Origin of the sequence: Bradyrhizobium sp. ISRA436, assembly GCF_029910015.1 — a bacterium.
Taxonomy (GTDB): domain Bacteria; phylum Pseudomonadota; class Alphaproteobacteria; order Rhizobiales; family Xanthobacteraceae; genus Bradyrhizobium.
Genome location: NZ_CP094519.1, coordinates 3,769,752 through 3,789,635, shown reverse-complemented (window position 1 = coordinate 3,789,635; position 19,884 = coordinate 3,769,752). Strand labels below are relative to the sequence as shown.

The following is a 19,884-nucleotide window of genomic DNA, read 5'->3' as shown; positions in this document are numbered from 1 at the left end:
CCATAAGACCGGATCAGCTTAGCACCTTTATCGGCGTCCTGGCAGCCATTTGCCGATCGCCGTTCAGGCGATCGCCACGAAACTCACGCCGATCCGCGTTTTCTTGCTCCAGATCACCTGGCACTCGTAGACCACCGAGGCATCGTTGGCCAACACCAGCCGAAAGCGATGCGGGACGTAGGCCGGGTTCTCGACTTCGATGGCCGCTCCCTCAGGCGAGATGTTCACGATCACGCAATGCATGACCGAACCGCCCGACGAAACATAGGCGGGCTCGTTGACTTCCGTTCGCGGATGTTTGCGCTTTTCGTCCATCCGGCTTGGCCTCGACCATCCACTCAGAGCCTTGGCGATCGGCACAGAATTAGTCAACGGCCCGACGCCATCACATCGAGTTTCCGCACCGCCATTTGTGCGCAGCAACACGCGGAATGCGTATCGCCTGAGCGCAGACGAGCCCCGCGCCAACGCTGGCTTGTCGTTCGCGACAGCGGAAGGATAGCCTCACCGCATCGGCGGTGCGACGGCGCGACGCCCGCCCTGAACGAGAACTGGCGCCAAGGGGAGACGCCATGTTCGAGATTCTCGATCGCCGGACGACTCTGACCGGCAACCAGATCAAGATCCTTGCCGCCGCTATCATCGGCGATGCCCTGGAATTCTTCGACTACTTTCTGATCGGCTTCGTGCTCGCCTTCCTGATCGGTCCGTGGAAACTCACCTTCGGCCAGTCCGCCACGGTGCTGATGAGTTCAGGCATCGGCGCCATTATCGGCGCCTTTCTCTGGGGCTGGCTCGCCGACCGGGTCGGCCGCCGCGTCGTGTTCATCGGCACGGTGCTGAACTTCTCGATCGCGACCGGGCTGCTCTATTTCACACCAGACAATGGCTGGATCTATCTGACGATCCTGCGCTTCTTCGTCGGCACCGGCGTCGGCGGCCTCTATTGTGTCGACCTGCCGCTGGTGCAGGAGTTCATGCCCTCGCACAAGCGCGGCTGGGTCGGCGGCCTCGTCACCTGCGTGATCCCGCTCGGCGTCGGAATTGGTGCTGTGCTGGGGGCGTTCGTGGGCACCGACCAGTGGCGGCTGTTGTTCGCGATCGGTGTGCTGCCGTCGCTCCTGGTGCTGCTCGTGCGGCTCTGGGTTCCGGAATCGCCGCGCTGGCTGTGCCGGCAAGGACGCTATGACGAAGCCCGCAAGTCGCTTGCCTGGGCGTTGCAGGTACAACCATCGGAACTGCCATTGCCGACCGCGGCCGACGCCGGTCCGATCATCAAGACGGGTTGGCTCGACCTGTTCAAATATCCGCGCAGCCTGATCGTCTCCTGGCTCGGCAATGCCGGCGCGCAGACCGGCGTCTACGGTATTACGCTTTGGGCGCCCGCGCTGTTCGTGCTGCTCCTGAAGGTCACGCCGCAGGAAGCCGCCAAGATGATGGTCCTGCTCAGCATCTCCGGTTTCATCGGCCGCGTCGCGTTCTCCTATTTCTCTGAACTGTTGGGACGACGCATCGCGGGCGGCCTGCTCGGGTTCGGCGCCGGCGCGCTGACGATCATTGCCGGCTATCACTATGATGCGGCGCTGTTCGGCATGTCGGCCTTCTGGCTGCTGCTGGCCGCCGCGTTCTTCTTCGCCGACGGCGGCTTTGCGATCGTCGGACCCTACGCAGCGGAGGTCTGGCCGTCGCACCTGCGCACCACGGGCATGGGCTCGGCCTACGGCTTCGGCGGCATCGGCAAGATCATCGGGCCAGTCGGCCTCGCCCTGATCGTCGGCTCGAACAACTACCTCAAGCCGGACGTGCCGCTGACCCAGATCCCGACCGCCTTCGTCTATCTCGGCTGCTGGTTCCTGATGGCGGGCGCCGTCTATTACGTCTTCGGCCTGGAGACCAGGGGCAAGTCGATCGAGCAGATTGACAAGGAGCTGAACGCAACGGCCGACGTCGCGGCCTCGGCGACGATCCGGCAAGCCAGATGAGGGAGGCGGACATGAGCGTGATATCGGCCGATCTTGTTGGCGATCGCGACGTGATCGCCTGTGCCGAGGCAATCCGGGCGGACGTAGCGGCTGCCTCCGATAACATCGAGATGACACGCCGGCTGCCGCCCGATTTGCTCGACCGGCTGCATGAGGCACGGCTGTTCCGCCTGCTGCTGCCGCGCTCGTCGGACGGGATCGAGACCGATCCCGTCACCTTCTTTCACGTCATCGAGACCATCGCCAAGGCCGATGCCTCGACGGCATGGTGCCTGAGCCAGGCCGGCGGCTGCGCGATGTCGGCGGCCTATCTCGACCTGCCGGTCGCACAGGAGATCTTTGCCGATCCGCGCGCGGTGCTCGCCTGGGGCCCGGGGCCAAAGGTCAGAGCCGTGGAATGCGAGGGCGGCTACCGCGTCACGGGCGTCTGGTCGTTCGCCTCCGGCGGCCGGCACGCCACCTGGCTCGGCGCCCACTGCCCGATCTACGCGGCCGACGGCTCGCCCAAAAGGGACGCCAATGGCGAGCAGGTCGAGCGCACCATGCTGGTGCGGACTGAAGACGTCGAGTGGACCGACATTTGGAACACCGTCGGCCTGCGCGGCACCGCGAGCGACCAGTTCGCGCTGAATGATTTCTTCGTCCGCTCGGACCATTCGATCACCCGCGAGTTCGACCGCGAATGCCGTGAGACCGGTCCGCTCTACCGGATGAGCGCGCACACCTGCTATCAAGTCGGCTTCGCCGGCGTCGCCTGCGGCATTGCCCGCAGCGCGCTCGACAATTTCGTCGACGTCGCCCGCAACAAGGTGCCGCGCGGCATGAAGAGCCCGATCCGCGACAATGCCGTGGTGCAGTCGGGCCTGGCGCAAGCCGAGGTCAGCCTGCGCGCCGCCCGCGCGTTCCTGCTGCAATCGATGGCCGATATCTGGAAGGATCTGGTGGCCGGCCACACCATCACGGTGGCGCAACGCATGACCATCCGGATGGCGGCTACGCATGCGATCCACAAGGCGCGGGAGGCGGTCGACTTCGCCTACAACGCCGCCGGCGCCACCGCGATCTTCGAGGGCCATCCACTCGAACGGCGCTTCCGCGACATCCATACCGTGACCCAGCAATTGCAGGGGCGGCTCAGCCATTTCGAGACCGTGGGCGCTTGGATGCTGGGCGCCGATGCGGACCTCGCCTTCGTCTAACCCGATTTCTCAAGGAGGAGAACCATGCCATTGGGCGGACTGCAGCATTACACCATCGAGCCGCAGGATCTCGAGAAGACCAAGGAGTTCTATTGCGACGTGCTGGGCCTGGAAAATGGTGATCGCCCGCCACTCGATTTCCCCGGCTACTGGCTCTATTCGGGCGGCCAGGCGACCGTGCACCTAATGGGCACCCGCAAGCCGCGCGAAGGCATCGTGGTGCGCGGCACCGAGAAGAAATACGAGGACACCGGCCGCCTCGATCACATCGCCTTCGCCGCCACCGACGTCGACGGCGTCAGGAAGCGCCTGCAGGCCAGGCATGTCAAATTCCGCGAGCAGATCGTGCCGCGGACCGGCGACACCCAGATCTTCCTCTACGACCCCGACGGCATCGGCGTGGAGTTGAACTTCCCGAAGACCTGAACAGACATCGTCGGACTACCTGCGCCTGATCGGCCAGCCCCGTTGTTTGCCGGTTTCGCGTGCACCGGGAGGCCCCAGGTTCCCGACAAGACCCCAACTCGGCCACCAGTCGGGCGTGATCCGGTCCGCTTTTCTTCAAGATTGAATGACCAGGTGGCGGGGCCGCACCGCTGCGGCAGGATAGCCGGGAGTCGCGCCTTTAACCTACCCCAGGGCCTGGCGGCCCGGCTATTCGTCGCGGCCTGACCTGTTCGGCGTCAGTCGAGCCCGCGCTCGTGGCTGAGGCGCACCATTTCATTGATGAAGATTTGTTTCTGCTTCTCATCCAGGCTGGCGTAGAGCGGCTCGGCCGCATCGGCGACGTTGCGCTGATCGACGGCGCGATCGTTAAGGAACTGGGCCTCGTTGCGCATCTGCTCGATGATGTCGTCGGGCGGATCGCGTTGCGCCCGCGCGATGCGGAGATTGACGCGGTCGGCACCGTTGTGACCGAGATAGTGCATCGCGCTGCTGAATCCCGGCCAGTGCTTCTCCTGTTCCGGCGTGAGGTTCAGCTCCGTCTTGATCCGTTCGATGTTGGCGTCGCTATTGGCGACGATCTGCTCGGCGGTGAGTTGCGGCGCCCCCTCCTGGGTCAGGACGGCCGCTTGCTTCGCGCCCTTGTCTCTCGCAGTCTTGGCCGACTTCGGGCCCTTGGCGCCCTGCTTGTCTCTCGGCGCGCCCGACTGCGACTGCGCGTTCTTGCCGTTTGCCTCGTTGGGAGTGTTGGCGTTGTTGCCGGTGAATACCCCCGTGACCCCGGTCACCACCCCGACCACTCCTCCGATGGCGCCTCCCAGGACGCCGCCGACCGGTCCGGCGGCCTTTGAGCCTTCGCGCGCACCCTTTTCGACGCCCTGCACGATCTGCGCATCGACGATATGGGGGCCTGCAAACAGCGCAACGGTGGCCGCCGTGCCGACCGCGACGCACAGTTTCCACCACAGGCGCGGCTTCGCTACCGGGATGGGCATGATCGGGTCTCCGTGCTCGAGGGTGGGATTGAAGGCTTCCAGTTAAGGCTTCCAGTTCATGCAGGGGGACAATGCGGGTCGTCGACTGATCCCGACCTTATCGTTTCCAGCTTCGCCAAGTCTATTGGCGGCGACGCGCACGACGATGACGACATGCGGCGCCCGAACCCCCTTGCCGCTTGGCGAGGAACCTGCGGCTCAACGGCGCACCGCGCAAAGATGCGCGTGCCCTGGCTTCCGCGTGCGGCGCAGCATGATCGCAAAGGCCGCTGCAATCGAGCTATAATCGCAATCATGTGCGCTGCACTGCCTGCGATTTGACCACAACGTTAGTTCTATGCGTGCAACTCTGTGATTTCTCGACAGACGCCAGCAATTCTGTTCTGATCGGCAGCAACGAAATCTCTCGACGTCGCGCGAACGCGACGCACAATAACTAGCAATGAGATTTCCAAGTCTTTTTGTCCGTCGGCTCGCCAGGGAGGGAATGCCATGTCACGGAAGAAGCTTTCACGACGACAATTCGTTACTGCGACAGCGCTGTCATCGGCGGCGCTAATTGCGGCCCCCTATGTCCGTGGCGCCTATGCTGCCGGAAAGCTCTCGATGGGTTTCTGGGACCACTGGGTACCGGGTGCCAACAAGGCCTCTACTGAGTTGGTCAACGAGTGGGCCGCGAAGGAGAAGGTCGAGGTCCAGCTCGACTACATCACGAGCCAGGGCAACAAGAACATCGTGACCATCGCCGCCGAGGCCCAGGCGAAATCCGGCCACGACATTTTCCAGATGCCGACATGGTGGCCGCAGTCCAACGCCGAGCTGCTCGAGCCCGTCAATGACATCATGGAGCCGCTGATCAAGCTGAACGGCGAGGTCAACGGCACGGTCAAGTATCTCGGTCAGGCCAACGGCAAGTGGCTTGGAGTTCCCGCCAGCGTCGGGAGCCAGATCAAAGGCCCCTGCTCGCGCATCGACCTGATGAAGAAGCTGGCCAACATTGACGTGCAGGCGATGTATCCGGCCGGAAGCCCGCCAAAGGCCGACAACTGGACCCTGGACACATTCCTGAAGGCAGCGGAAGCTTGCCACAAGGGCGGTTTCCCGTTCGGCATCGGCCTCGGCGAGACCAGCGATAGCGTCGACACCGCAGGCGCGATCTTCCAGTCATTCGGCGCCCAGCTCGTCGACGCCAAGGGCAATCTGACGGTCAAGACCGATGCGGTGCGCCAGGCCCTCGACTTCTACAAGAAGCTGATCGCCTTCCTGCCGCCCGACGTCTCGGCCTGGGACGACGCTTCCAACAACAAATGGCTGGTGTCCGGCAAGGGTGCGATGATCATGAACCCGCCAAGCGCATGGGCGGTCGCCAAACGCGATGCGCCGCAGGTCGCTGCGCAATGCTGGACCCACGGCTTCCCAGCCGGCCCCAAGGGTCGCTTCGCCCCCTACCTGCCGTTCTTCTGGTCGATCTGGTCGTTCTCCAAGAACAAGGAGGCAGCCAAGAGCTTGCTGTCGTTCCTGTCGCAGCCGGCATCGATCGAGAAGATGGTGGTCGCAAGCGGTGGCTATGATCTGCCGGCCTACGAGAAGCTCACGACCTTGAAGGTCTGGGCGGAGGAAGAGCCGCCGAAGGGCACGCTCTACCACTACCCGAACCCCTACCACCATCAGACGCTGTCGATTGCGGCCTCGCCCGCACCGCCCAAGGTCGCACAGCAAATCTACTTCCAGGCCACGCTGACCAAGATGTGCCTGAGATATTATCAGGGTGAGAGCATGGAGAGCACGCTCGCCTGGGCCGAAGGCGAGTGCGAAGGCTTCATGCGAAGCTGACGACAACCCGAGTCCTCGCGACGGCCTGCGACGTCGGCCGTACGAGGGCTCACTTTCGCATTCCGGCCGCCGCATCGGCGGCCGGTCCTACAACCAACCGCGCAAGGGACCTGCGTCATGGTTGATATCACTTTGCGATCGAACCGCGTTGCGACAGCTGCGCGCAGGCGCACCGGCTTACGCAACGCGCTGCGGCGCAAGTCGATGGTCGCGTTCCTGATGACGCTGCCTTTGATCCTCCTGGTTGGCGTACTGGTGCTTTATCCAGCCCTCTATTCCCTGCACCTGGCGACGCTGAACAAGGCGATGACGAAATTCGTCGGCTTTGGGAATTTCGAGTTCCTGTTCAAGCGCGACACCTTCTGGCTGGTGGTCAAGCAATCCTGCATTTTCGCCATCTCGGCGGTGATCTTCAAAGCGCTGATCGGCTTCATCGTCGCGCATTTCGTGCACAACGTGCCGGCCAAGAAGCAGCGGAAATGGCGCGGCATGCTGCTGGTGCCGTGGGTGATCCCGCCGGCGATGAGCACGCTGGCCTGGCTCTGGCTGTTCGATCCCTCTTACAGCGCGTTCAACTACACGCTCTCCCTCTTCGGCATCGGGCCGATCCCGTGGACCGGTGATGCCATGTGGGCGCGCTTCTCCGTCATCCTGGTCAACGTCTGGTACGGCGCGCCGTTCTTCATGATCATGTATCTGGCGGCGCTGAAATCGGTGCCTGAGCAGCTCTATGAGGCGGCTGCCATCGACGGTGCCAATTGGTGGCAGCGTATCTGGTACGTAACGCTGCCGATGATGCGCAATATCATCGCGATCACGACTCTGTTCTCGCTGATCGTCACCTTCGCCAATTTCGACATCGTGCGCATCCTGACTGCCGGCGGTCCGCTCGACCACACCCACATCTTCGCGACCTGGGCGTTCCGCGTCGGCATCGAGGGCAGCGATATTCCGCTCGGCGCCAGCGTTTCGCTGTTCATGGTGCCGATCCTGGCGATCGCGGCGATCTTCATCCTGCGCGACGTCACCAAACGCGGGAATGAAGCCTGATGAGCACGGTCACGATCGACAAGTCCGGTCCCCGACGGAAGGTCAAATACGGCAGCATGAGCCGCGATCGCGCCTGGGCGCTGCGCTGGTCCTATTTTTTCCTGGTGCTGTTTGCGATCTTCTCGCTGACGCCGCCGCTCTACATGCTGATCACCTCGCTGAAGAGCAGCGCCGAGATCTCGGCGGCGACCAATCCGTGGTGGGTCTTTCATCCGACGCTCTCGAACTATATCGAGCTCCTGAGCTCGAACCAGTTCCTGCGCTTCTTCTGGAATTCGGCATGGGTCTCGATCATCGTGGTGACCATCACCATGCTGATCAGCGTGCCGGCAGCCTTCGCGCTGGCGCGAATGAAGTTCTGGGGGTCGGCCACGCTCGCGACCGGCGTCTTCCTCACGTATCTCATTCCGGACAGCCTGTTGTTCATTCCGCTGTTCAAGATGTTCGCGCAATTCGGCGACTGGACCGGCATCCAGCTCGTCAACCGCTGGTATGTTCTGCTGTTCATCTATCCGACGCTGACGGTGCCGTTCTGCACCTGGATCATGATTGGCTATTTCGCCTCGATCCCGAAGGAGCTCGATGAGGCTGCTATCATCGACGGCGCGAGCTGGTTCCAGACGCTGACGCGGATCTTCATCCCGGTCGCGCTGCCCGGCTTGATCGCGGCGACGATCTTCGCCTTCACCGTGTCCTGGGCGCAGTTCCTCTATCCGCTGGTGTTCACGACCTCGACCGACCAGCTCGTGCTGCCGGTGGGCATCATCACGACCCTGATCAAGGGCGACGTGTTCAACTGGGGTCAGATCATGACCGGTGCCCTGCTCGGCGCCGCGCCGCCACTGATCATCTACGCCTTCCTGATGGACTACTACATTGCCGGCCTGACCGCCGGTGCGACAAAGGGTTGAACTCATGGCTGACGTGACGTTGCGCAAGGTGGTGAAGCGTTATGACGACGTCGAGGCGGTGCGCGGCATCGATCTCGACATCGCCGACCATGAGTTCGTGGTGCTGGTCGGGCCCTCCGGCTGCGGCAAGTCGACCACGTTGAGGATGATCGCCGGCCTCGAGGACATTTCCGACGGCGACATCATGATCGGCGGCGACGTCGTCAACGACGTGCCGCCGAAGGACCGCGACATCGCGATGGTGTTCCAGAACTACGCGCTCTACCCGCACATGACGGTGGCCGAGAACATGTCGTTCGGGCTGCGGCTGAAGCACTATCCGAAGGCAGAGATCAAGACCCGGGTCGCCGAAGCCGCGCGCATGCTCGACATCACCGACCTGATCGACCGCAAGCCGAAGCAGCTCTCCGGCGGCCAGCGCCAGCGCGTCGCGATGGGGCGCGCGATCGTGCGCAATCCGAAGGTGTTCCTGTTCGACGAGCCGCTGTCCAACCTCGACGCCAAGCTGCGCGTGCAGATGCGGATCGAGATCAAGAAGGTGCACCAGAAGGTTCGCACCACGACCGTCTATGTCACCCACGACCAGGTCGAGGCGATGACGCTGGCCGACCGCGTCGTGGTGATGAACCACGGCCGGATCGAGCAGATCGGCACGCCCAACGAGCTTTATCACAAGCCGGCGACCCGGTTCGTTGCGAGCTTCATCGGCTCGCCGGCGATGAACTTCGTGCCGTGCCGACTCGAAGACGACGCAGGCAGGTTGCAGGTACGGCTGACCGACCGCCTCGCCTTCCCGCTGCCACCGCAACGTGCGGCCCGCTACCAGGCCGTGCCGCGAACCGACAAGTTGCTGCTGGGCATCCGGCCCGAGCATCTCGCCGAGTCCAGGCCGCATGCCGAGCCCGGCGTCGAGCCGTTCGACGCGATGCTCGACGTCACCGAGCCGATGGGTATGGAGACCCTGGTCTACTTCACGCTCGACGGCACCCAGATCTGCGGCCGGGTCAGCCCCAATGCCGGCGCGCAGGATGGCAGCCCGCTCCGATTGGCTGTGGACCTCAACAATATGCATTTGCTAAACGAGGTGACCGGCGCCGTCCTTTGACGGCGCACAAGAAACCTCAAGGGCAGGAAATGGCCACCAACAAGAACAAGATTTTCGTCACCCAGACATTGTCGCCGGGGGCACGCGCTCTCCTCAACGAGCGGGACGACATCGAACTCGTCGAATTTCCGAACCTGATCTCCGCCAAGGATTTCCAGGCCATGCTGGAGCAGCACGCGCCCGTCCACGGCGTGGCGCTCGGCGCGACCCGCTTCGGCGAAGCTGAGCTCGAAGCATCCAAGGACATGAAGGTGGTGACGCGGATCGGCGTCGGTTATGATGCCGTCGACGTGCCCGCGCTGTCGCGCCGCAAGGTGCCGCTGATGGTCGCGGGCACCGCGAACTCCCCGTCGGTCGCCGAACACGCGCTGTTCATGATGCTGACGCTGGCCAAGCGCGCGCAGGAAATGCACGCCATGGTGAAGGAAGGCACTTGGGCGAGCCGCCTCGGCGTGCTGCCGTTCGATCTCTACGGCAAGACGGTCCTGATCGTGGGCTTCGGCCGCATCGGCACGCGCACCGCCAAGCGCTGCTTGGCAATGGAAATGCAGGTGCTGGTGTACGACCCCTACAAGTCCGCCGCAGAGATTACGGCGGCCGGCTGCGAAGCAGTGCTGGACCTCGACGCGGCGCTGCCGCGCGCGGATTTCGTCACCATCCACTGCCCGAAGGCGCCGGAGACGGTCGGCATGTTCAACGCGGCCCGGCTCAGGCGCATGAAGCCGACAGCCTACCTCATCAACACCGCGCGTGGCGGCATCGTCGATGAAAAGGCGCTGCACGACGCGCTGGTGTCGGGCAAGCTCGCCGGCGCCGGCCTCGACGTGTTCGAGGTCGAGCCGCCGCCGGTTGGCCAGCCCCTGCACAGCCTGCCGAACGTGATCATGGCACCGCACGTCGCCGGCGTCACCGTCGAGGCGGTCGATCGGATGAGCGAGCAGACGGCGCGCAATATCCTGAGCGTTCTCGACGGCAATCCGCTGCGCCAGAACGTGATCAATCAGGACGTCCTCGGCTGAGCTTTCAGCCTCCCTCGTTCGCGCTGCGGCCGATCCGCTAGGTCGGCCCGGCGATGCGGAGCATCCATATGGGTTTCAAGGAATTCGGCAACTACGACGCGGTCGGGCTCGCAGAGCTCGTCCGCAGAAAAGAAGTGACGCCAAAGGAGCTGCTCGACGAGGCGATCGCCCGCACGGCGAAGGTCGACCCGCAGATCAACGCGGTCGTTGTCAAGCATTACGACTATGCCGAGCGCCAGATCGCCAAGGGTCTGCCGGACGGCCCCTTCACCGGCGTGCCGTTCCTCCTGAAGGATCTCGATCCGCTCGAGGGCACGCGCACCACGTCGGGCGCCAGCGTGCTGACAGACTTCGTCGCCGATCACAACAGCACGCTGGCCCAGCGCTTCCTGGAGGCCGGCGTCACGATGTTCGGCAAGAGCTCGAGTCCGGAATTCGGGCTGATGCCGACGACGGAAACCCGCCTGTTCGGGCCGACCCGTAACCCATGGAATCTCGAACACTCCTCGGGCGGCTCGTCCGGCGGCGCCGGCGCGGCGGTCGCGGCGCGCATCCTGCCCGTGGCGCATGCCAGCGACGGCGGCGGCTCGATCCGGATTCCGGCCTCCGCCTCCGGCGTGTTCGGCATGAAGCCGACCCGGGCGCGCAACCCGGTCGGCCCCGACCGCGGCGAAGGCTGGGGCGGCTTCTCCGTCGGCCATGTGCTCAGCATCAGCGTCCGCGACAGCGCGGTGATGATGGACGCGGTGCATGGTCCCGAACCGTCGAGCCCCTATGTCGCACCGCCGCCGGAGCGGCCGTTCTCGCAGGAGGTTGGCCGCGACCCCGGCCAGCTCCGCATCAGCTTCACCGACAAGTCGCCCTACGGCGATGCGATCGATCCCGAGATTGCCGCCGCAGTCCGCGATGTCGCCAAGCTCCTGGCGAGCCTCGGCCATCATGTCGAAGAGCGCGCGCCGGTGCTTGCCGCCGATCCGGCTCAGGTGATGACGGCGATCGTCGGCGGCAACACGGCGTTGACGGTGCGGCTGCTCGAGCAACGATTCGGCCGTGCTCTGACCTCCGACGATGTCGAGCACCTCACGCTCGCCAGCGCGCAGAATTCACTCAAGCTGACACCGGCAGACTATGTCGCCGCGCAGCTTGCCGCGTTCCAGATTTCACGCGGGCTTGCGACCTTCTTCGAGGGTTGCGACGTCTTCCTCAGCCCGACGCTGTGCGCGCCGCCGCTTCGGCTCGGCGAGTTGAACACGATGTCCGAGGACTTGAGCCACATCGCGCCGATCCTGCGCCGCTACATGCCGGGCACCTCGATGTTCAACATGTCCGGTCAGCCTGCAATGTCCGTGCCGTTGGCCTGGAACAAGGCCGGGCTCCCTCTCGGCATGATGTTCGCGGCCAGGCTCGGCGAGGAAGGACGGCTGTTCCGTCTGGCCGGCCAGCTCGAGCAAGTCCGCCCGTGGCGGGACAAGCGTCCGCCGGTTTGTGCGTAGGCTGACAAAGGGCAGCCAAGTCAGGTAGATAGAAGTCGCGCCGGCAAACCCGGCCGACGCCTTGCCTGGAGACCGAACCGTGCCTCACGACGACCCGACCGACAATGCGCTTGCGGCGATCGCGAGCATTCTCGATCAGACGACGACGCCTCCCGGACCGGCCAAGGCGGCGGACAATCCACCGGCCACAGTCGAGGAGCCACCGCCCCCAGTCGACGAGGAAGCGCCGGCGGCCGTAACGCTGCCCCCGCCTCTGCCACAGGCGGACGAGCCCACGCAGAGCGAGCCGGAGCCGAGCGAAGCAGAGCAGATCCAACCGATCGAGGCCAAGGTCCAGCCGATTGAGGCCAATGGCTATTCCAAAACCGGCCCTGGCCCGATGGCTGCGCTTCGCTTCCGCTGGACGGTGCGCGAGGACGGCGGCCGCTACTATGTCGACGAGACCTTTGGTGAGGGATCGACCCCGCTGGTCAACGGTCCGATGGACGGCAATGCCGCGATCAAGTTCGTCGACGATCGCGAGGCCGCGGCACGGCAGCGCTTCGAGCATTTCAAGCAGGACATGATCAGCCGCACCGCCCCCGCCGGCCTCGTGCCCAGGGACGACAGCGAGGCCTAGGCTTATCGAGATCGGTGCCGGCCGTTGACCGCTAGCGATGCTGGCGCGAGCGGGGCGCTGCAGTGATCGGAATTGACGGAGAAGTTGATGTTTCGTGCATTGGTCGGCCTCGCCATGGCTATGCTGCTGTCGGTGGCTCACGCGCAGCAAGCGCCGTCCCGCCTCGACGACATTCTCAAACGCGGTACCCTGCGCGTCGGCATGACCGGCGACTACCTGCCCTTCACCTATCTCGACAAGGAAACGAAGACGTTCCGCGGCTTCGACGTCGACATGGCGCAAGCGCTCGGCAAGGCGCTCGGCGTCAAGGTCGAGTTCGTGCCGACGTCCTGGCCGCAGATGATGAAGGATTTCGAGGCCGACAATTTCGATGTTGCGATGGGCGGCGTCTCCATCACCTTCGACCGGCAGAAGAAAGGCCTGTTCTCGACCCCGATCATGCGCGAGGGCAAGACGCCGATTGCGCGCTGCGCCGACAGGGGCAAGTACGATACGCTCGCCGAGATCGACAAGCCGGGCACCCGCGTCATCGTCAACCCCGGCGGCACCAACGAGCGCTTCGCGCGCGCCAATGTGAAGAGCGCCGATATCCGCGTGTTCAACGACAACACGAAGATCTTCGACGAGATCGCCAGGGGCGACGCCGACCTGATGATGACCGACGCATCCGAGACGCGCTATCAGCAGAAGCTGCATCCGGGCGTGCTCTGCGCGGTGCATCCCGACAAGCCGTTCGACTTCGCGGAGAAGGCCTATTGGCTGCAGCGCGACGCGGCGCTGAAGGATTTCGTGGATCAGTGGCTGCACATCTCGAAGGAAGACGGCACCTACAAGAAGATCTACGCCGCATGGTTTGAATAGCGCAGCCGAAGCACGCGGCTTCCGGCGGCCAGATCTGGACCTGATCGAGTGTCGTAGCCCGGATCGAGCATCGCGCAATCCGGGCTACTGGTCGGCGGCTCAGCCGACCTTGCCGTTGTATTCCTCGTCGGTGACGTGCTCCATCCAGGTCGAGTAGACGCCGTCGAGCGCCTCCTGCATGGCGATATGGGTCATGCTGTTGCCAGGCGACGCGCCATGCCAGTGCTTCTCGTTCGGCGGAATCCAGACGACGTCGCCGGGGCGGATCTCCCTGATAGGCCCGCCCTTGGCCTGCACGCGGCCGATGCCTGATATCACGTAGAGCGTCTGGCCGAGCGGATGGGAATGCCAGGCGGTCCGCGCTCCAGGCTCGAACGACACGCGCGAGGCGTTGAGCCGCGCCGGCGCAGGCGCCATGTTGATGGGATCCTGCAGCACGGTGCCGGTGAAATTCTCCTTCGGCGCGCGGCGGGTCGGCCGCGAGCCGGCAACGTGGATATCCATGGGCTTACCTCGCTCTCCTGAAGTTATTTCTTGCTTGCGGCGTAGCGCGCCTTGGTCTCGGCGTTCATCGGATAGAGCCCGGGCAACTGGGCGCCGTTGTTCACCTCATTGACGATCCACGCCTCCATCCGTTCCTGCTCCGGCCCTTCGGCCAGCACGTGGTCGAGGAACGCCTGCGGGATCAGCACCGCGCCATCCTGGTCGGCGACCACGATGTCGTTCGGGAACACGGCAACGCCCCCGCAACCGATCGGTTCACCCCAGCCGACGAAGGTCAGGCCCGCCACCGACGGCGGCGCCGCATAGCCGTCGCACCACACCGGAAGGCCCGTGCCGAGCACGCCCTCGACATCGCGCACAACGCCGTCGGTGATCAACGCGGTCACGCCGCGCTTGACCATGCGGGCACACAGAATGTCGCCGAAGATGCCGGCATCGGTGATGCCCATGGCGTCGACCACGGCGATGCAGCCTTCCGGCATGGCTTCGATCGCGGTCCGGGTCGAGATCGGCGACGACCAGGATTCCGGCGTTGCCAGATCCTCGCGAGCCGGTACGAAGCGCAGCGTGAAGGCGGGTCCGACCAACCGCTTTGCGCCCGGCCGCAGCGGCTTGGTGCCGCGCATCCAGACGTTACGCAGGCCCTTCTTCAGTAGGACCGTGGTGATGGTGGCGGTGGAGACGTGCGACAGGGTCGCAATCGCTTCGGCAGACAGGGACATCGGGACTTGAGGCTCCGGTGGGAGGAAAACAGTGGCCGCATCTTGCGGGGCAAAGTCCTTGCGTCAAGGGCCGTGCGGAAATCCTGCGATCATCCAAATTTATCGCCAGCATGCCGATTAATTTATTGAAGTTGCTGCATCATTTTGCACCCGGCGAATTCCGTTTCGCCCTAAAACACGCTAGCTTGATGCGCGACGAGTTTGCTTGACCTATGGCCGAACCTTTAAGCCCTCCCCGCCTTTTGCCGAGTGGCGACAGTGCCATCACGGTGGAATTCAGCCGCACCATCGACGATGCCGCCAACCGGCGGGTGCTGGCGCTCGACCGCATCATCGCCGCGGAGCCGATCGCGGGCATTACCGAGACCGTGCCGACCTATCGCTCGCTGCTGGTGCATTACGATCCGGTGCAGATCGGCTTCGACGCGCTTGGCGAGCACCTGCTCGCGCGGGCGGCCAAGGCGCTGCCGACCGCGGCCGGGAAGCGGCGCTGGCGCATCCCCGTCGCCTATGGCGGCGAGAACGGCATCGACCTCGAGGACGTGGCGAAGGCGCTCGACACCACGCCCGAAGACATCGTCGCGCGTCACACAGCCGGCGACTATCGCGTCGCGATGATCGGCTTTACACCCGGCTGGTCCTATCTGAGCGGCCTGGAAAAGTTCCTGCATATGCCGCGCCGGAAGGACCCGCGGCTGCTGACCCCGGCGGGCACGATCTCGATCGGCGGCATCCAGACCGGCGTGCAGTGCCTTGCCGGCCCCAGCGGCTGGCACCTGCTCGGCCGCACGGCGGTGAGAACCTACCAGCTGCATCGCGATCCGATCTTCCTGCTGGAGCCCGGGGACGCCATCACCTTCACGGCAGTGGACGCCAAGACATTCGTGGAACAGGACCGCGCCGCCGAGGCCGGCGAGTTCATCGCCGAACTGGTGACGCCATGAGCAAGCTCGTCGTCACCACGATCGGCCCCGCGAGCTCGGTGCAGGACGGTGGGCGCCCGGGATCGCAGCGCTACGGCCTGACGCCCAGCGGCGCGATCGACCGGCTGGCGCTGGCTGCCGCCAACGCGCTGGTCGGCAACGAGCCGTTCGCGGCTGCGGTCGAGATCGGGCCGTTCGGCGCCGCCTTCACCGCACGCGGCGGCGCGGTGCGGGTGGGACTTGCGGGTGCGCCACGCAGTGCCGAGATCGGCGGCCGCGCGATCGCCTTCAACAGTTCGGCGACGCTGGCGGACGGCGAAACCCTCACGCTTGGCTTTGCCCGCGGCGGATCGTTCAGCTATCTCGCGATCGAGCACGGCATCGAAGGTGAGCCGATGTTCGGCAGCCTCGCGGTCAATGCCCGTGCCGGGCTCGGCAGCCCCTACCCGCGGCCGCTGCAGAATGGCGACGAGCTGACGACGGAAGCCGCGAGCGGCGCCGCCGAGCGCCGGATCGAGCTGCCGGCGATCAATGACGCGCCGATCCGCATCGTGTTCGGACCGCAGGACGACGAGTTCTCCGGGGAGAGCAAGAAGCTGTTCCTCGACAGCGAATGGAAGATATCGGCCACCAGCGACCGCATGGGCTATCGCCTCGAAGGTCCCGTCATCAAGCATCTCGACGGCCACAACATCGTGTCCGACGGCACGGTGAACGGCAGCATCCAGATCCCGGGCAATGGCCAACCGATCGTGCTGATGCCGGACCGCGGCACCAGCGGCGGCTATCCGAAGATCGCGACCGTAATATCGGCGGATTTCTGCCGCTTCGCGCAGGTCTCCGCCGGCCGCCCGTTCCGCTTCAAGGCCGTGACGATGGCGGAGGCGCAGGCGGAAGCAAGAAAGTTCCACGAGCTGCTGCGCTCCCTGCCCGACCGGCTGCGCGGCAGCGAGGATTTCGGCCTCAACATCGAGGCGCTGAGAGATGCTAACGTCGCAGGTCAGGCGGTCAGCGCCGTCGACGCAACGACCTGGCAGGCTGCCGAACCCGCGTCCGGCTAGATCAACACCAACAACAACGGATCGATCGTCATGACCTCAACCATCGACCTCAATTGCGATCTCGGCGAAAGCTTCGGCCCGTGGGAAATGGGCAATGATGCCGCGATGATCGAGCTTGCGACCTCGGTCAACGTCGCCTGCGGCTACCATGCCGGCGACGCCGACATCATGCGCCACACGGTCGAGCTGGCGAAGGCGCGCGGCGTCAGCGTCGGCGCGCATCCCGGTTATCGCGACCTGCACGGCTTTGGCCGCCGCCCGGTGCCTGGGCTGAAGTCATCCGAGATCGAGAACCTCGTCGCCTATCAGATCGGCGCGCTGCAGGCGATCGCGACCGCCGCCGGCCACAAGGTCACCCACGTGAAGGCGCATGGCGCGCTCTCCAACGTCGCCTGCGAGGACGACATGACGGCGAACGCGATCGCCAGCGCGATCAAGGCGGTCGACCCCAGCCTGGTCTTCGTGGTGCTCGCGAATTCGAAGCTGGTGCGCGCCGGAGAAGCCGCCAATCTGCGGATGGCGCATGAAGTGTTCGCCGATCGCGCCTATGAGGACGACGGCAACCTGGTCTCGCGCAAGAAGCCCGGCGCGGTGCTGCACGATCCCAAGGCGATCGCCGACCGCGTGGTGCGGATGGTGCAGGACGGCGCTGTGGTGTCGGTCACCGGCAAGGTGATCAAGATGCAGACCGATACCGTCTGCATTCATGGCGACACGCGTGGGGCCGTCGACATCGCGCGCGGCGTCCGCGAGGCGTTGAAGAATGCCGGCATCACGGTCGCGCCGTTCAAGACGGCGCACTGAGTTGCCAGCAAGCAAAAGGGGCCGGCTACCGCCGCCCCCTTTTTGGATTTCGTTGAGAATGTTCTGCCCGAAGCTTCAGGACGGATGAACGGACAGCGTGCCGAACACGATCGCCGCGATCACCGCAAAGGCACTGTAGAGCGCCACGGTGTGAATGCTGGTCCTGGTCTTCCGTGAAATGTTCCGCGCGTGAAGATGCAGACGGGCTTCCGTCGATAGCTCGCGCATGGTCGATCTCCAACGCCCCATTCCCGATGATATGGAATAGCGTTCGCGCCCAGATTCAAGCGGGCGGCAAAAATAGCGATGCTGCCGCCTTCTGGAACCCGGTTCCGGGAGGAAAATTCCTTCGCGCGAGTTCGACCGAGAATCTTATTCGTTGCAATTCGAGACGTCCGGAACCCACACCAGTCCCGCTATAACCAAAAATCTCAAAAACAACCCCATGCAAAGTAGCCGGGAGCTGGATAGCTGAGGCACGGCCGTTGCCCCGCCCGCGCTCAGGGCCTCCAGCGCCCGATCTTGAACGCGGCCAGATGACCGGGAACGTCATTGGGATCGAACGGCGGACCGGCAAAGGCGCCGATCGGATTGGCGGCCCCCGCGGGGCGCCCCGATGCGGCATCGTAAAGGTCCGGCCTGAACACGGCCATCGCGGCCTTGAGCGCATCCGGCTTGAAGGGCGCCTGTCCCCAGCGGACCATCTGCGCATAGAGCCAGGCTGCCTGCGCCGGATCGGGCCGCGCCGCGGCCTCGCGGCCGACCAGCAGGTAGCGGCGGCTTTCGCGCATCGTGCCGTCGGGCGCGATCTTCAACCTGCCGTCAAGCGTGCGCTGGACGACGCTGGCGTCGACGCCGATCCGTTCCGGCTGCGCGAGGATGTGCGCCACCTCGGACCGGTTCTGCGGATCCTCAATGAATTCGGCGGCACGCAGATGCGCACGCAGCAGCGCCGCCACCACGTCGGGATGCTTTTCCGACCAGTTCTGGCGCACCGCCAGCACCTTCTCCGCCGCGCTGAGCAGGATGTCGGCGGCGAAATGCAGGATGTGGCCGATGCCACGATCAACCGCGATCGAATTCCAGGGAGCGCCGACGCAGAACGCATCGACGTGTCCATTGGCAAGGCTGTCCACCATATAGGGTGGTGGCAGCACCACGAGTTGGACGTCTTCGTCGGGATCGACGCCTCCGGCCGCCATCCAGAACCGCAATTGATAATTGTGGGTCGAGAACGGAAAGGTCATGCCGAAGGTCAACGGCTCGGCCCCACTCTTCCGCCGCTTCGCCACCACGCGGGCGAGCGCGCACGATGTGGCCATCGGATCGAAGCGATCGCCGTCGATCTCGTCCATCAAGGCGGCGTGCAGCGCCGGCGATACCGTGATCGCATTGCCGTTGAGCCCGAGATTGAACGGAGCAGCGATCGGAACCTTGACGTGACCGAGCCCGAGGCTCGAGGCGATCGCAACCGGCGCCAGCAGATGCGCGGCGTCGAACAGCCCGATATTGAGCTTGTCGCGGACATTCGACCAAGAGACTTCCCGCACCAGGGTCACGTCCAGCCCTTCGGCAGCCGTGAACCCTTTGTCGGCGGCAACGATCAGCGCGGCGGCGTCGACCAGCGGAATGAACCCGATGCGCAATGGTGTGGTCATTTCAGCAGCTCCGACGCCGTCAGGATCGATTGCGCAATCTCCCCGATCTTCTTTTTCTCGCGCATGGCGGTCGACCGCATCAGCACGTAGGCCTCCTCCTCGGTCAGCCCCTTCATCTTCATCAGGATGCCCTTGGCGCGGTCGATCACCTTGCGCTCCTCCAGCGCGTGCTTGGTGCGGTCGAGCTCGTCCTGCAGCTTGGCAAAGGCATTGAAGCGGGAGACGCAGAGATCGAGGATCGGCTTGATGCGCTCCTTCTTCAGGCCGTCCACGATGTAGGCGGAAACCCCCGCATCCACCGATGCCTGGATCGAGGCGGAGTCGCTCTGGTCGACGAACATCGCGATCGGGCGGCGCACCGCGCGGCTGACCTGGAACATCTGTTCCAGCACGTCGCGGCTCGGGTTCTCGAGGTCGATAACGATGATCTCAGGGTCGAGCGCATAGATCCGCGCCAGCAGGCTCTGCATCTCGCTGATATGGACGACCTCCGAATAGCCCGCCTCCCGCAGCCCCTCCTCCAGGATGGCCGCACGGATCGGGCTTTCGTCGACGATGACGATCTTGGGAGACGTCTCAACGTTCATCGACCACCGAGCATGATGCGATCCGATTGGATCGTATCATGCTCTCATCCTCCTGTTTGGACGCGCTTTCTTCACGTGAACCGGTACCCACTTCGCTCGAAAACACCATCGCAA

At 64.5% G+C, this 19,884-nt stretch carries 22 protein-coding genes; 15 read left to right on the top strand and 7 right to left on the bottom strand.

What is annotated here, in order from left to right; all coding sequences use genetic code 11:
• Positions 1–63: 63 nt before the first annotated feature.
• Complete coding sequence (locus tag MTX23_RS17965) at positions 64–315, bottom strand: PilZ domain-containing protein (protein WP_280971555.1); 252 nt, start codon at positions 313–315, stop codon at positions 64–66.
• 257 nt (positions 316–572) lie between these two features.
• Between MTX23_RS17965 and MTX23_RS17960 the strand changes: the two genes are divergently transcribed.
• From MTX23_RS17960 to MTX23_RS17950, 3 genes are read left to right on the top strand one after another with little or no spacing between them, the layout of a single operon-like run.
• A complete protein-coding gene (locus MTX23_RS17960) occupies positions 573–1,982 on the top strand; it encodes an MFS transporter (RefSeq protein ID WP_280971554.1) in 1,410 nt (469 codons plus the stop codon).
• 11 nt (positions 1,983–1,993) lie between these two features.
• Positions 1,994–3,181, top strand: a complete 1,188-nt coding sequence (locus tag MTX23_RS17955) for an acyl-CoA dehydrogenase family protein (protein ID WP_280971553.1) — start codon at positions 1,994–1,996, stop codon at positions 3,179–3,181.
• A gap of 24 nt (positions 3,182–3,205) precedes the next feature.
• Positions 3,206–3,607 (top strand): VOC family protein, encoded by a 402-nt coding sequence (locus tag MTX23_RS17950; protein ID WP_280971552.1) that lies wholly within the window; start codon positions 3,206–3,208, stop codon positions 3,605–3,607.
• A gap of 257 nt (positions 3,608–3,864) precedes the next feature.
• On the opposite strand, the gene MTX23_RS17945 is transcribed toward MTX23_RS17950, so the two are convergent.
• On the bottom strand, positions 3,865–4,620 hold the full coding sequence (locus tag MTX23_RS17945) for a Spy/CpxP family protein refolding chaperone (protein WP_280971551.1): 756 nt from the start codon (positions 4,618–4,620) through the stop codon (positions 3,865–3,867).
• Between the two features lie 492 nt (positions 4,621–5,112).
• Between MTX23_RS17945 and MTX23_RS17940 the strand changes: the two genes are divergently transcribed.
• From MTX23_RS17940 to MTX23_RS17905, 8 genes are all read left to right on the top strand, one after another.
• Positions 5,113–6,453: an extracellular solute-binding protein gene (locus MTX23_RS17940; RefSeq protein WP_280971550.1), complete on the top strand. Its 1,341-nt coding sequence runs from the start codon at positions 5,113–5,115 to the stop codon at positions 6,451–6,453.
• 117 nt (positions 6,454–6,570) lie between these two features.
• A complete protein-coding gene (locus MTX23_RS17935) occupies positions 6,571–7,503 on the top strand; it encodes a sugar ABC transporter permease (RefSeq protein WP_280971549.1) in 933 nt (310 codons plus the stop codon).
• Positions 7,503–8,414, top strand: coding sequence for a carbohydrate ABC transporter permease (locus MTX23_RS17930; protein ID WP_280971548.1), 912 nt, complete (start codon positions 7,503–7,505; stop codon positions 8,412–8,414). The genes MTX23_RS17935 and MTX23_RS17930 overlap by 1 nt, the downstream gene beginning before the upstream one ends.
• Positions 8,415–8,418: 4 nt before the next feature.
• Positions 8,419–9,519 carry a sn-glycerol-3-phosphate ABC transporter ATP-binding protein UgpC gene (gene ugpC / locus MTX23_RS17925; RefSeq protein WP_280971547.1) on the top strand — a complete coding sequence of 367 codons (1,101 nt, stop codon included), beginning with the start codon at positions 8,419–8,421 and terminating at the stop codon, positions 9,517–9,519.
• A gap of 29 nt (positions 9,520–9,548) precedes the next feature.
• On the top strand, positions 9,549–10,538 hold the full coding sequence (locus tag MTX23_RS17920) for a hydroxyacid dehydrogenase (protein ID WP_280971546.1): 990 nt from the start codon (positions 9,549–9,551) through the stop codon (positions 10,536–10,538).
• Positions 10,539–10,606: 68 nt separating this feature from the next.
• Positions 10,607–12,031, top strand: coding sequence for an amidase (locus MTX23_RS17915; RefSeq protein ID WP_280971545.1), 1,425 nt, complete (start codon positions 10,607–10,609; stop codon positions 12,029–12,031).
• Positions 12,032–12,110: 79 nt separating this feature from the next.
• Complete coding sequence (locus tag MTX23_RS17910) at positions 12,111–12,650, top strand: hypothetical protein (protein WP_280971544.1); 540 nt, start codon at positions 12,111–12,113, stop codon at positions 12,648–12,650.
• Positions 12,651–12,737: 87 nt separating this feature from the next.
• Complete coding sequence (locus tag MTX23_RS17905; protein ID WP_280971543.1) at positions 12,738–13,511, top strand: transporter substrate-binding domain-containing protein; 774 nt, start codon at positions 12,738–12,740, stop codon at positions 13,509–13,511.
• Positions 13,512–13,610: 99 nt separating this feature from the next.
• Here the strand turns inward: MTX23_RS17905 and MTX23_RS17900 are convergent, their stop codons facing one another.
• Positions 13,611–14,015 carry a cupin domain-containing protein gene (locus MTX23_RS17900; RefSeq protein WP_280971542.1) on the bottom strand — a complete coding sequence of 135 codons (405 nt, stop codon included), beginning with the start codon at positions 14,013–14,015 and terminating at the stop codon, positions 13,611–13,613.
• Positions 14,016–14,038: 23 nt separating this feature from the next.
• Positions 14,039–14,737: a ribonuclease activity regulator RraA gene (locus MTX23_RS17895; protein WP_280971541.1), complete on the bottom strand. Its 699-nt coding sequence runs from the start codon at positions 14,735–14,737 to the stop codon at positions 14,039–14,041.
• A 17-nt stretch (positions 14,738–14,754) separates the two neighbouring features.
• On the opposite strand from MTX23_RS17895, the gene MTX23_RS17890 reads away from it, so the two are divergent.
• From MTX23_RS17890 to MTX23_RS17875, 4 genes are read left to right on the top strand one after another with little or no spacing between them, the layout of a single operon-like run.
• On the top strand, positions 14,755–14,946 hold the full coding sequence (locus MTX23_RS17890; RefSeq protein WP_280971540.1) for a hypothetical protein: 192 nt from the start codon (positions 14,755–14,757) through the stop codon (positions 14,944–14,946).
• A gap of 3 nt (positions 14,947–14,949) precedes the next feature.
• Entirely contained in the window at positions 14,950–15,681 is a 732-nt protein-coding gene (pxpB, locus tag MTX23_RS17885; protein ID WP_280971539.1) for a 5-oxoprolinase subunit PxpB, read from the top strand.
• On the top strand, positions 15,678–16,721 hold the full coding sequence (locus MTX23_RS17880) for a biotin-dependent carboxyltransferase family protein (RefSeq protein WP_280971538.1): 1,044 nt from the start codon (positions 15,678–15,680) through the stop codon (positions 16,719–16,721). Before pxpB ends, MTX23_RS17880 begins: the two co-directional genes overlap by 4 nt.
• Positions 16,722–16,751: 30 nt before the next feature.
• The gene (locus MTX23_RS17875; protein ID WP_280971537.1) at positions 16,752–17,525 is read left to right on the top strand and encodes a 5-oxoprolinase subunit PxpA; all 774 of its coding nucleotides are present in this window, start codon (positions 16,752–16,754) and stop codon (positions 17,523–17,525) included.
• 75 nt (positions 17,526–17,600) lie between these two features.
• On the opposite strand, the gene MTX23_RS17870 is transcribed toward MTX23_RS17875, so the two are convergent.
• The 3 genes from MTX23_RS17870 to MTX23_RS17860 form a co-directional block, all read right to left on the bottom strand.
• Entirely contained in the window at positions 17,601–17,753 is a 153-nt protein-coding gene (locus MTX23_RS17870; protein WP_280971536.1) for a hypothetical protein, read from the bottom strand.
• Between the two features lie 272 nt (positions 17,754–18,025).
• The gene (locus MTX23_RS17865) at positions 18,026–19,183 is read right to left on the bottom strand and encodes a CmpA/NrtA family ABC transporter substrate-binding protein (RefSeq protein WP_280971535.1); all 1,158 of its coding nucleotides are present in this window, start codon (positions 19,181–19,183) and stop codon (positions 18,026–18,028) included.
• The gene (locus MTX23_RS17860) at positions 19,180–19,770 is read right to left on the bottom strand and encodes an ANTAR domain-containing protein (protein WP_280971534.1); all 591 of its coding nucleotides are present in this window, start codon (positions 19,768–19,770) and stop codon (positions 19,180–19,182) included. Before MTX23_RS17860 ends, MTX23_RS17865 begins: the two co-directional genes overlap by 4 nt.
• Positions 19,771–19,884: the final 114 nt, after the last annotated feature.

Bases quoted from the DNA above. Each gene is read 5' to 3' on its own strand.
- MTX23_RS17965 (WP_280971555.1), bottom strand. From the start codon at position 315: ATGGACGAAAAGCGCAAACATCCGCGAACGGAAGTCAACGAGCCCGCC.
- MTX23_RS17960 (WP_280971554.1), top strand. From the start codon at position 573: ATGTTCGAGATTCTCGATCGCCGGACGACTCTGACCGGCAACCAGATC.
- MTX23_RS17955 (WP_280971553.1), top strand. From the start codon at position 1,994: ATGAGCGTGATATCGGCCGATCTTGTTGGCGATCGCGACGTGATCGCC.
- MTX23_RS17950 (WP_280971552.1), top strand. From the start codon at position 3,206: ATGCCATTGGGCGGACTGCAGCATTACACCATCGAGCCGCAGGATCTC.
- MTX23_RS17945 (WP_280971551.1), bottom strand. From the start codon at position 4,620: ATGCCCATCCCGGTAGCGAAGCCGCGCCTGTGGTGGAAACTGTGCGTC.
- MTX23_RS17940 (WP_280971550.1), top strand. From the start codon at position 5,113: ATGTCACGGAAGAAGCTTTCACGACGACAATTCGTTACTGCGACAGCG.
- MTX23_RS17935 (WP_280971549.1), top strand. From the start codon at position 6,571: ATGGTTGATATCACTTTGCGATCGAACCGCGTTGCGACAGCTGCGCGC.
- MTX23_RS17930 (WP_280971548.1), top strand. From the start codon at position 7,503: ATGAGCACGGTCACGATCGACAAGTCCGGTCCCCGACGGAAGGTCAAA.
- ugpC (WP_280971547.1), top strand. From the start codon at position 8,419: ATGGCTGACGTGACGTTGCGCAAGGTGGTGAAGCGTTATGACGACGTC.
- MTX23_RS17920 (WP_280971546.1), top strand. From the start codon at position 9,549: ATGGCCACCAACAAGAACAAGATTTTCGTCACCCAGACATTGTCGCCG.
- MTX23_RS17915 (WP_280971545.1), top strand. From the start codon at position 10,607: ATGGGTTTCAAGGAATTCGGCAACTACGACGCGGTCGGGCTCGCAGAG.
- MTX23_RS17905 (WP_280971543.1), top strand. From the start codon at position 12,738: ATGTTTCGTGCATTGGTCGGCCTCGCCATGGCTATGCTGCTGTCGGTG.
- MTX23_RS17900 (WP_280971542.1), bottom strand. From the start codon at position 14,015: ATGGATATCCACGTTGCCGGCTCGCGGCCGACCCGCCGCGCGCCGAAG.
- MTX23_RS17895 (WP_280971541.1), bottom strand. From the start codon at position 14,737: ATGTCCCTGTCTGCCGAAGCGATTGCGACCCTGTCGCACGTCTCCACC.
- pxpB (WP_280971539.1), top strand. From the start codon at position 14,950: ATGGCCGAACCTTTAAGCCCTCCCCGCCTTTTGCCGAGTGGCGACAGT.
- MTX23_RS17880 (WP_280971538.1), top strand. From the start codon at position 15,678: ATGAGCAAGCTCGTCGTCACCACGATCGGCCCCGCGAGCTCGGTGCAG.
- MTX23_RS17875 (WP_280971537.1), top strand. From the start codon at position 16,752: ATGACCTCAACCATCGACCTCAATTGCGATCTCGGCGAAAGCTTCGGC.
- MTX23_RS17870 (WP_280971536.1), bottom strand. From the start codon at position 17,753: ATGCGCGAGCTATCGACGGAAGCCCGTCTGCATCTTCACGCGCGGAAC.
- MTX23_RS17865 (WP_280971535.1), bottom strand. From the start codon at position 19,183: ATGACCACACCATTGCGCATCGGGTTCATTCCGCTGGTCGACGCCGCC.
- MTX23_RS17860 (WP_280971534.1), bottom strand. From the start codon at position 19,770: ATGAACGTTGAGACGTCTCCCAAGATCGTCATCGTCGACGAAAGCCCG.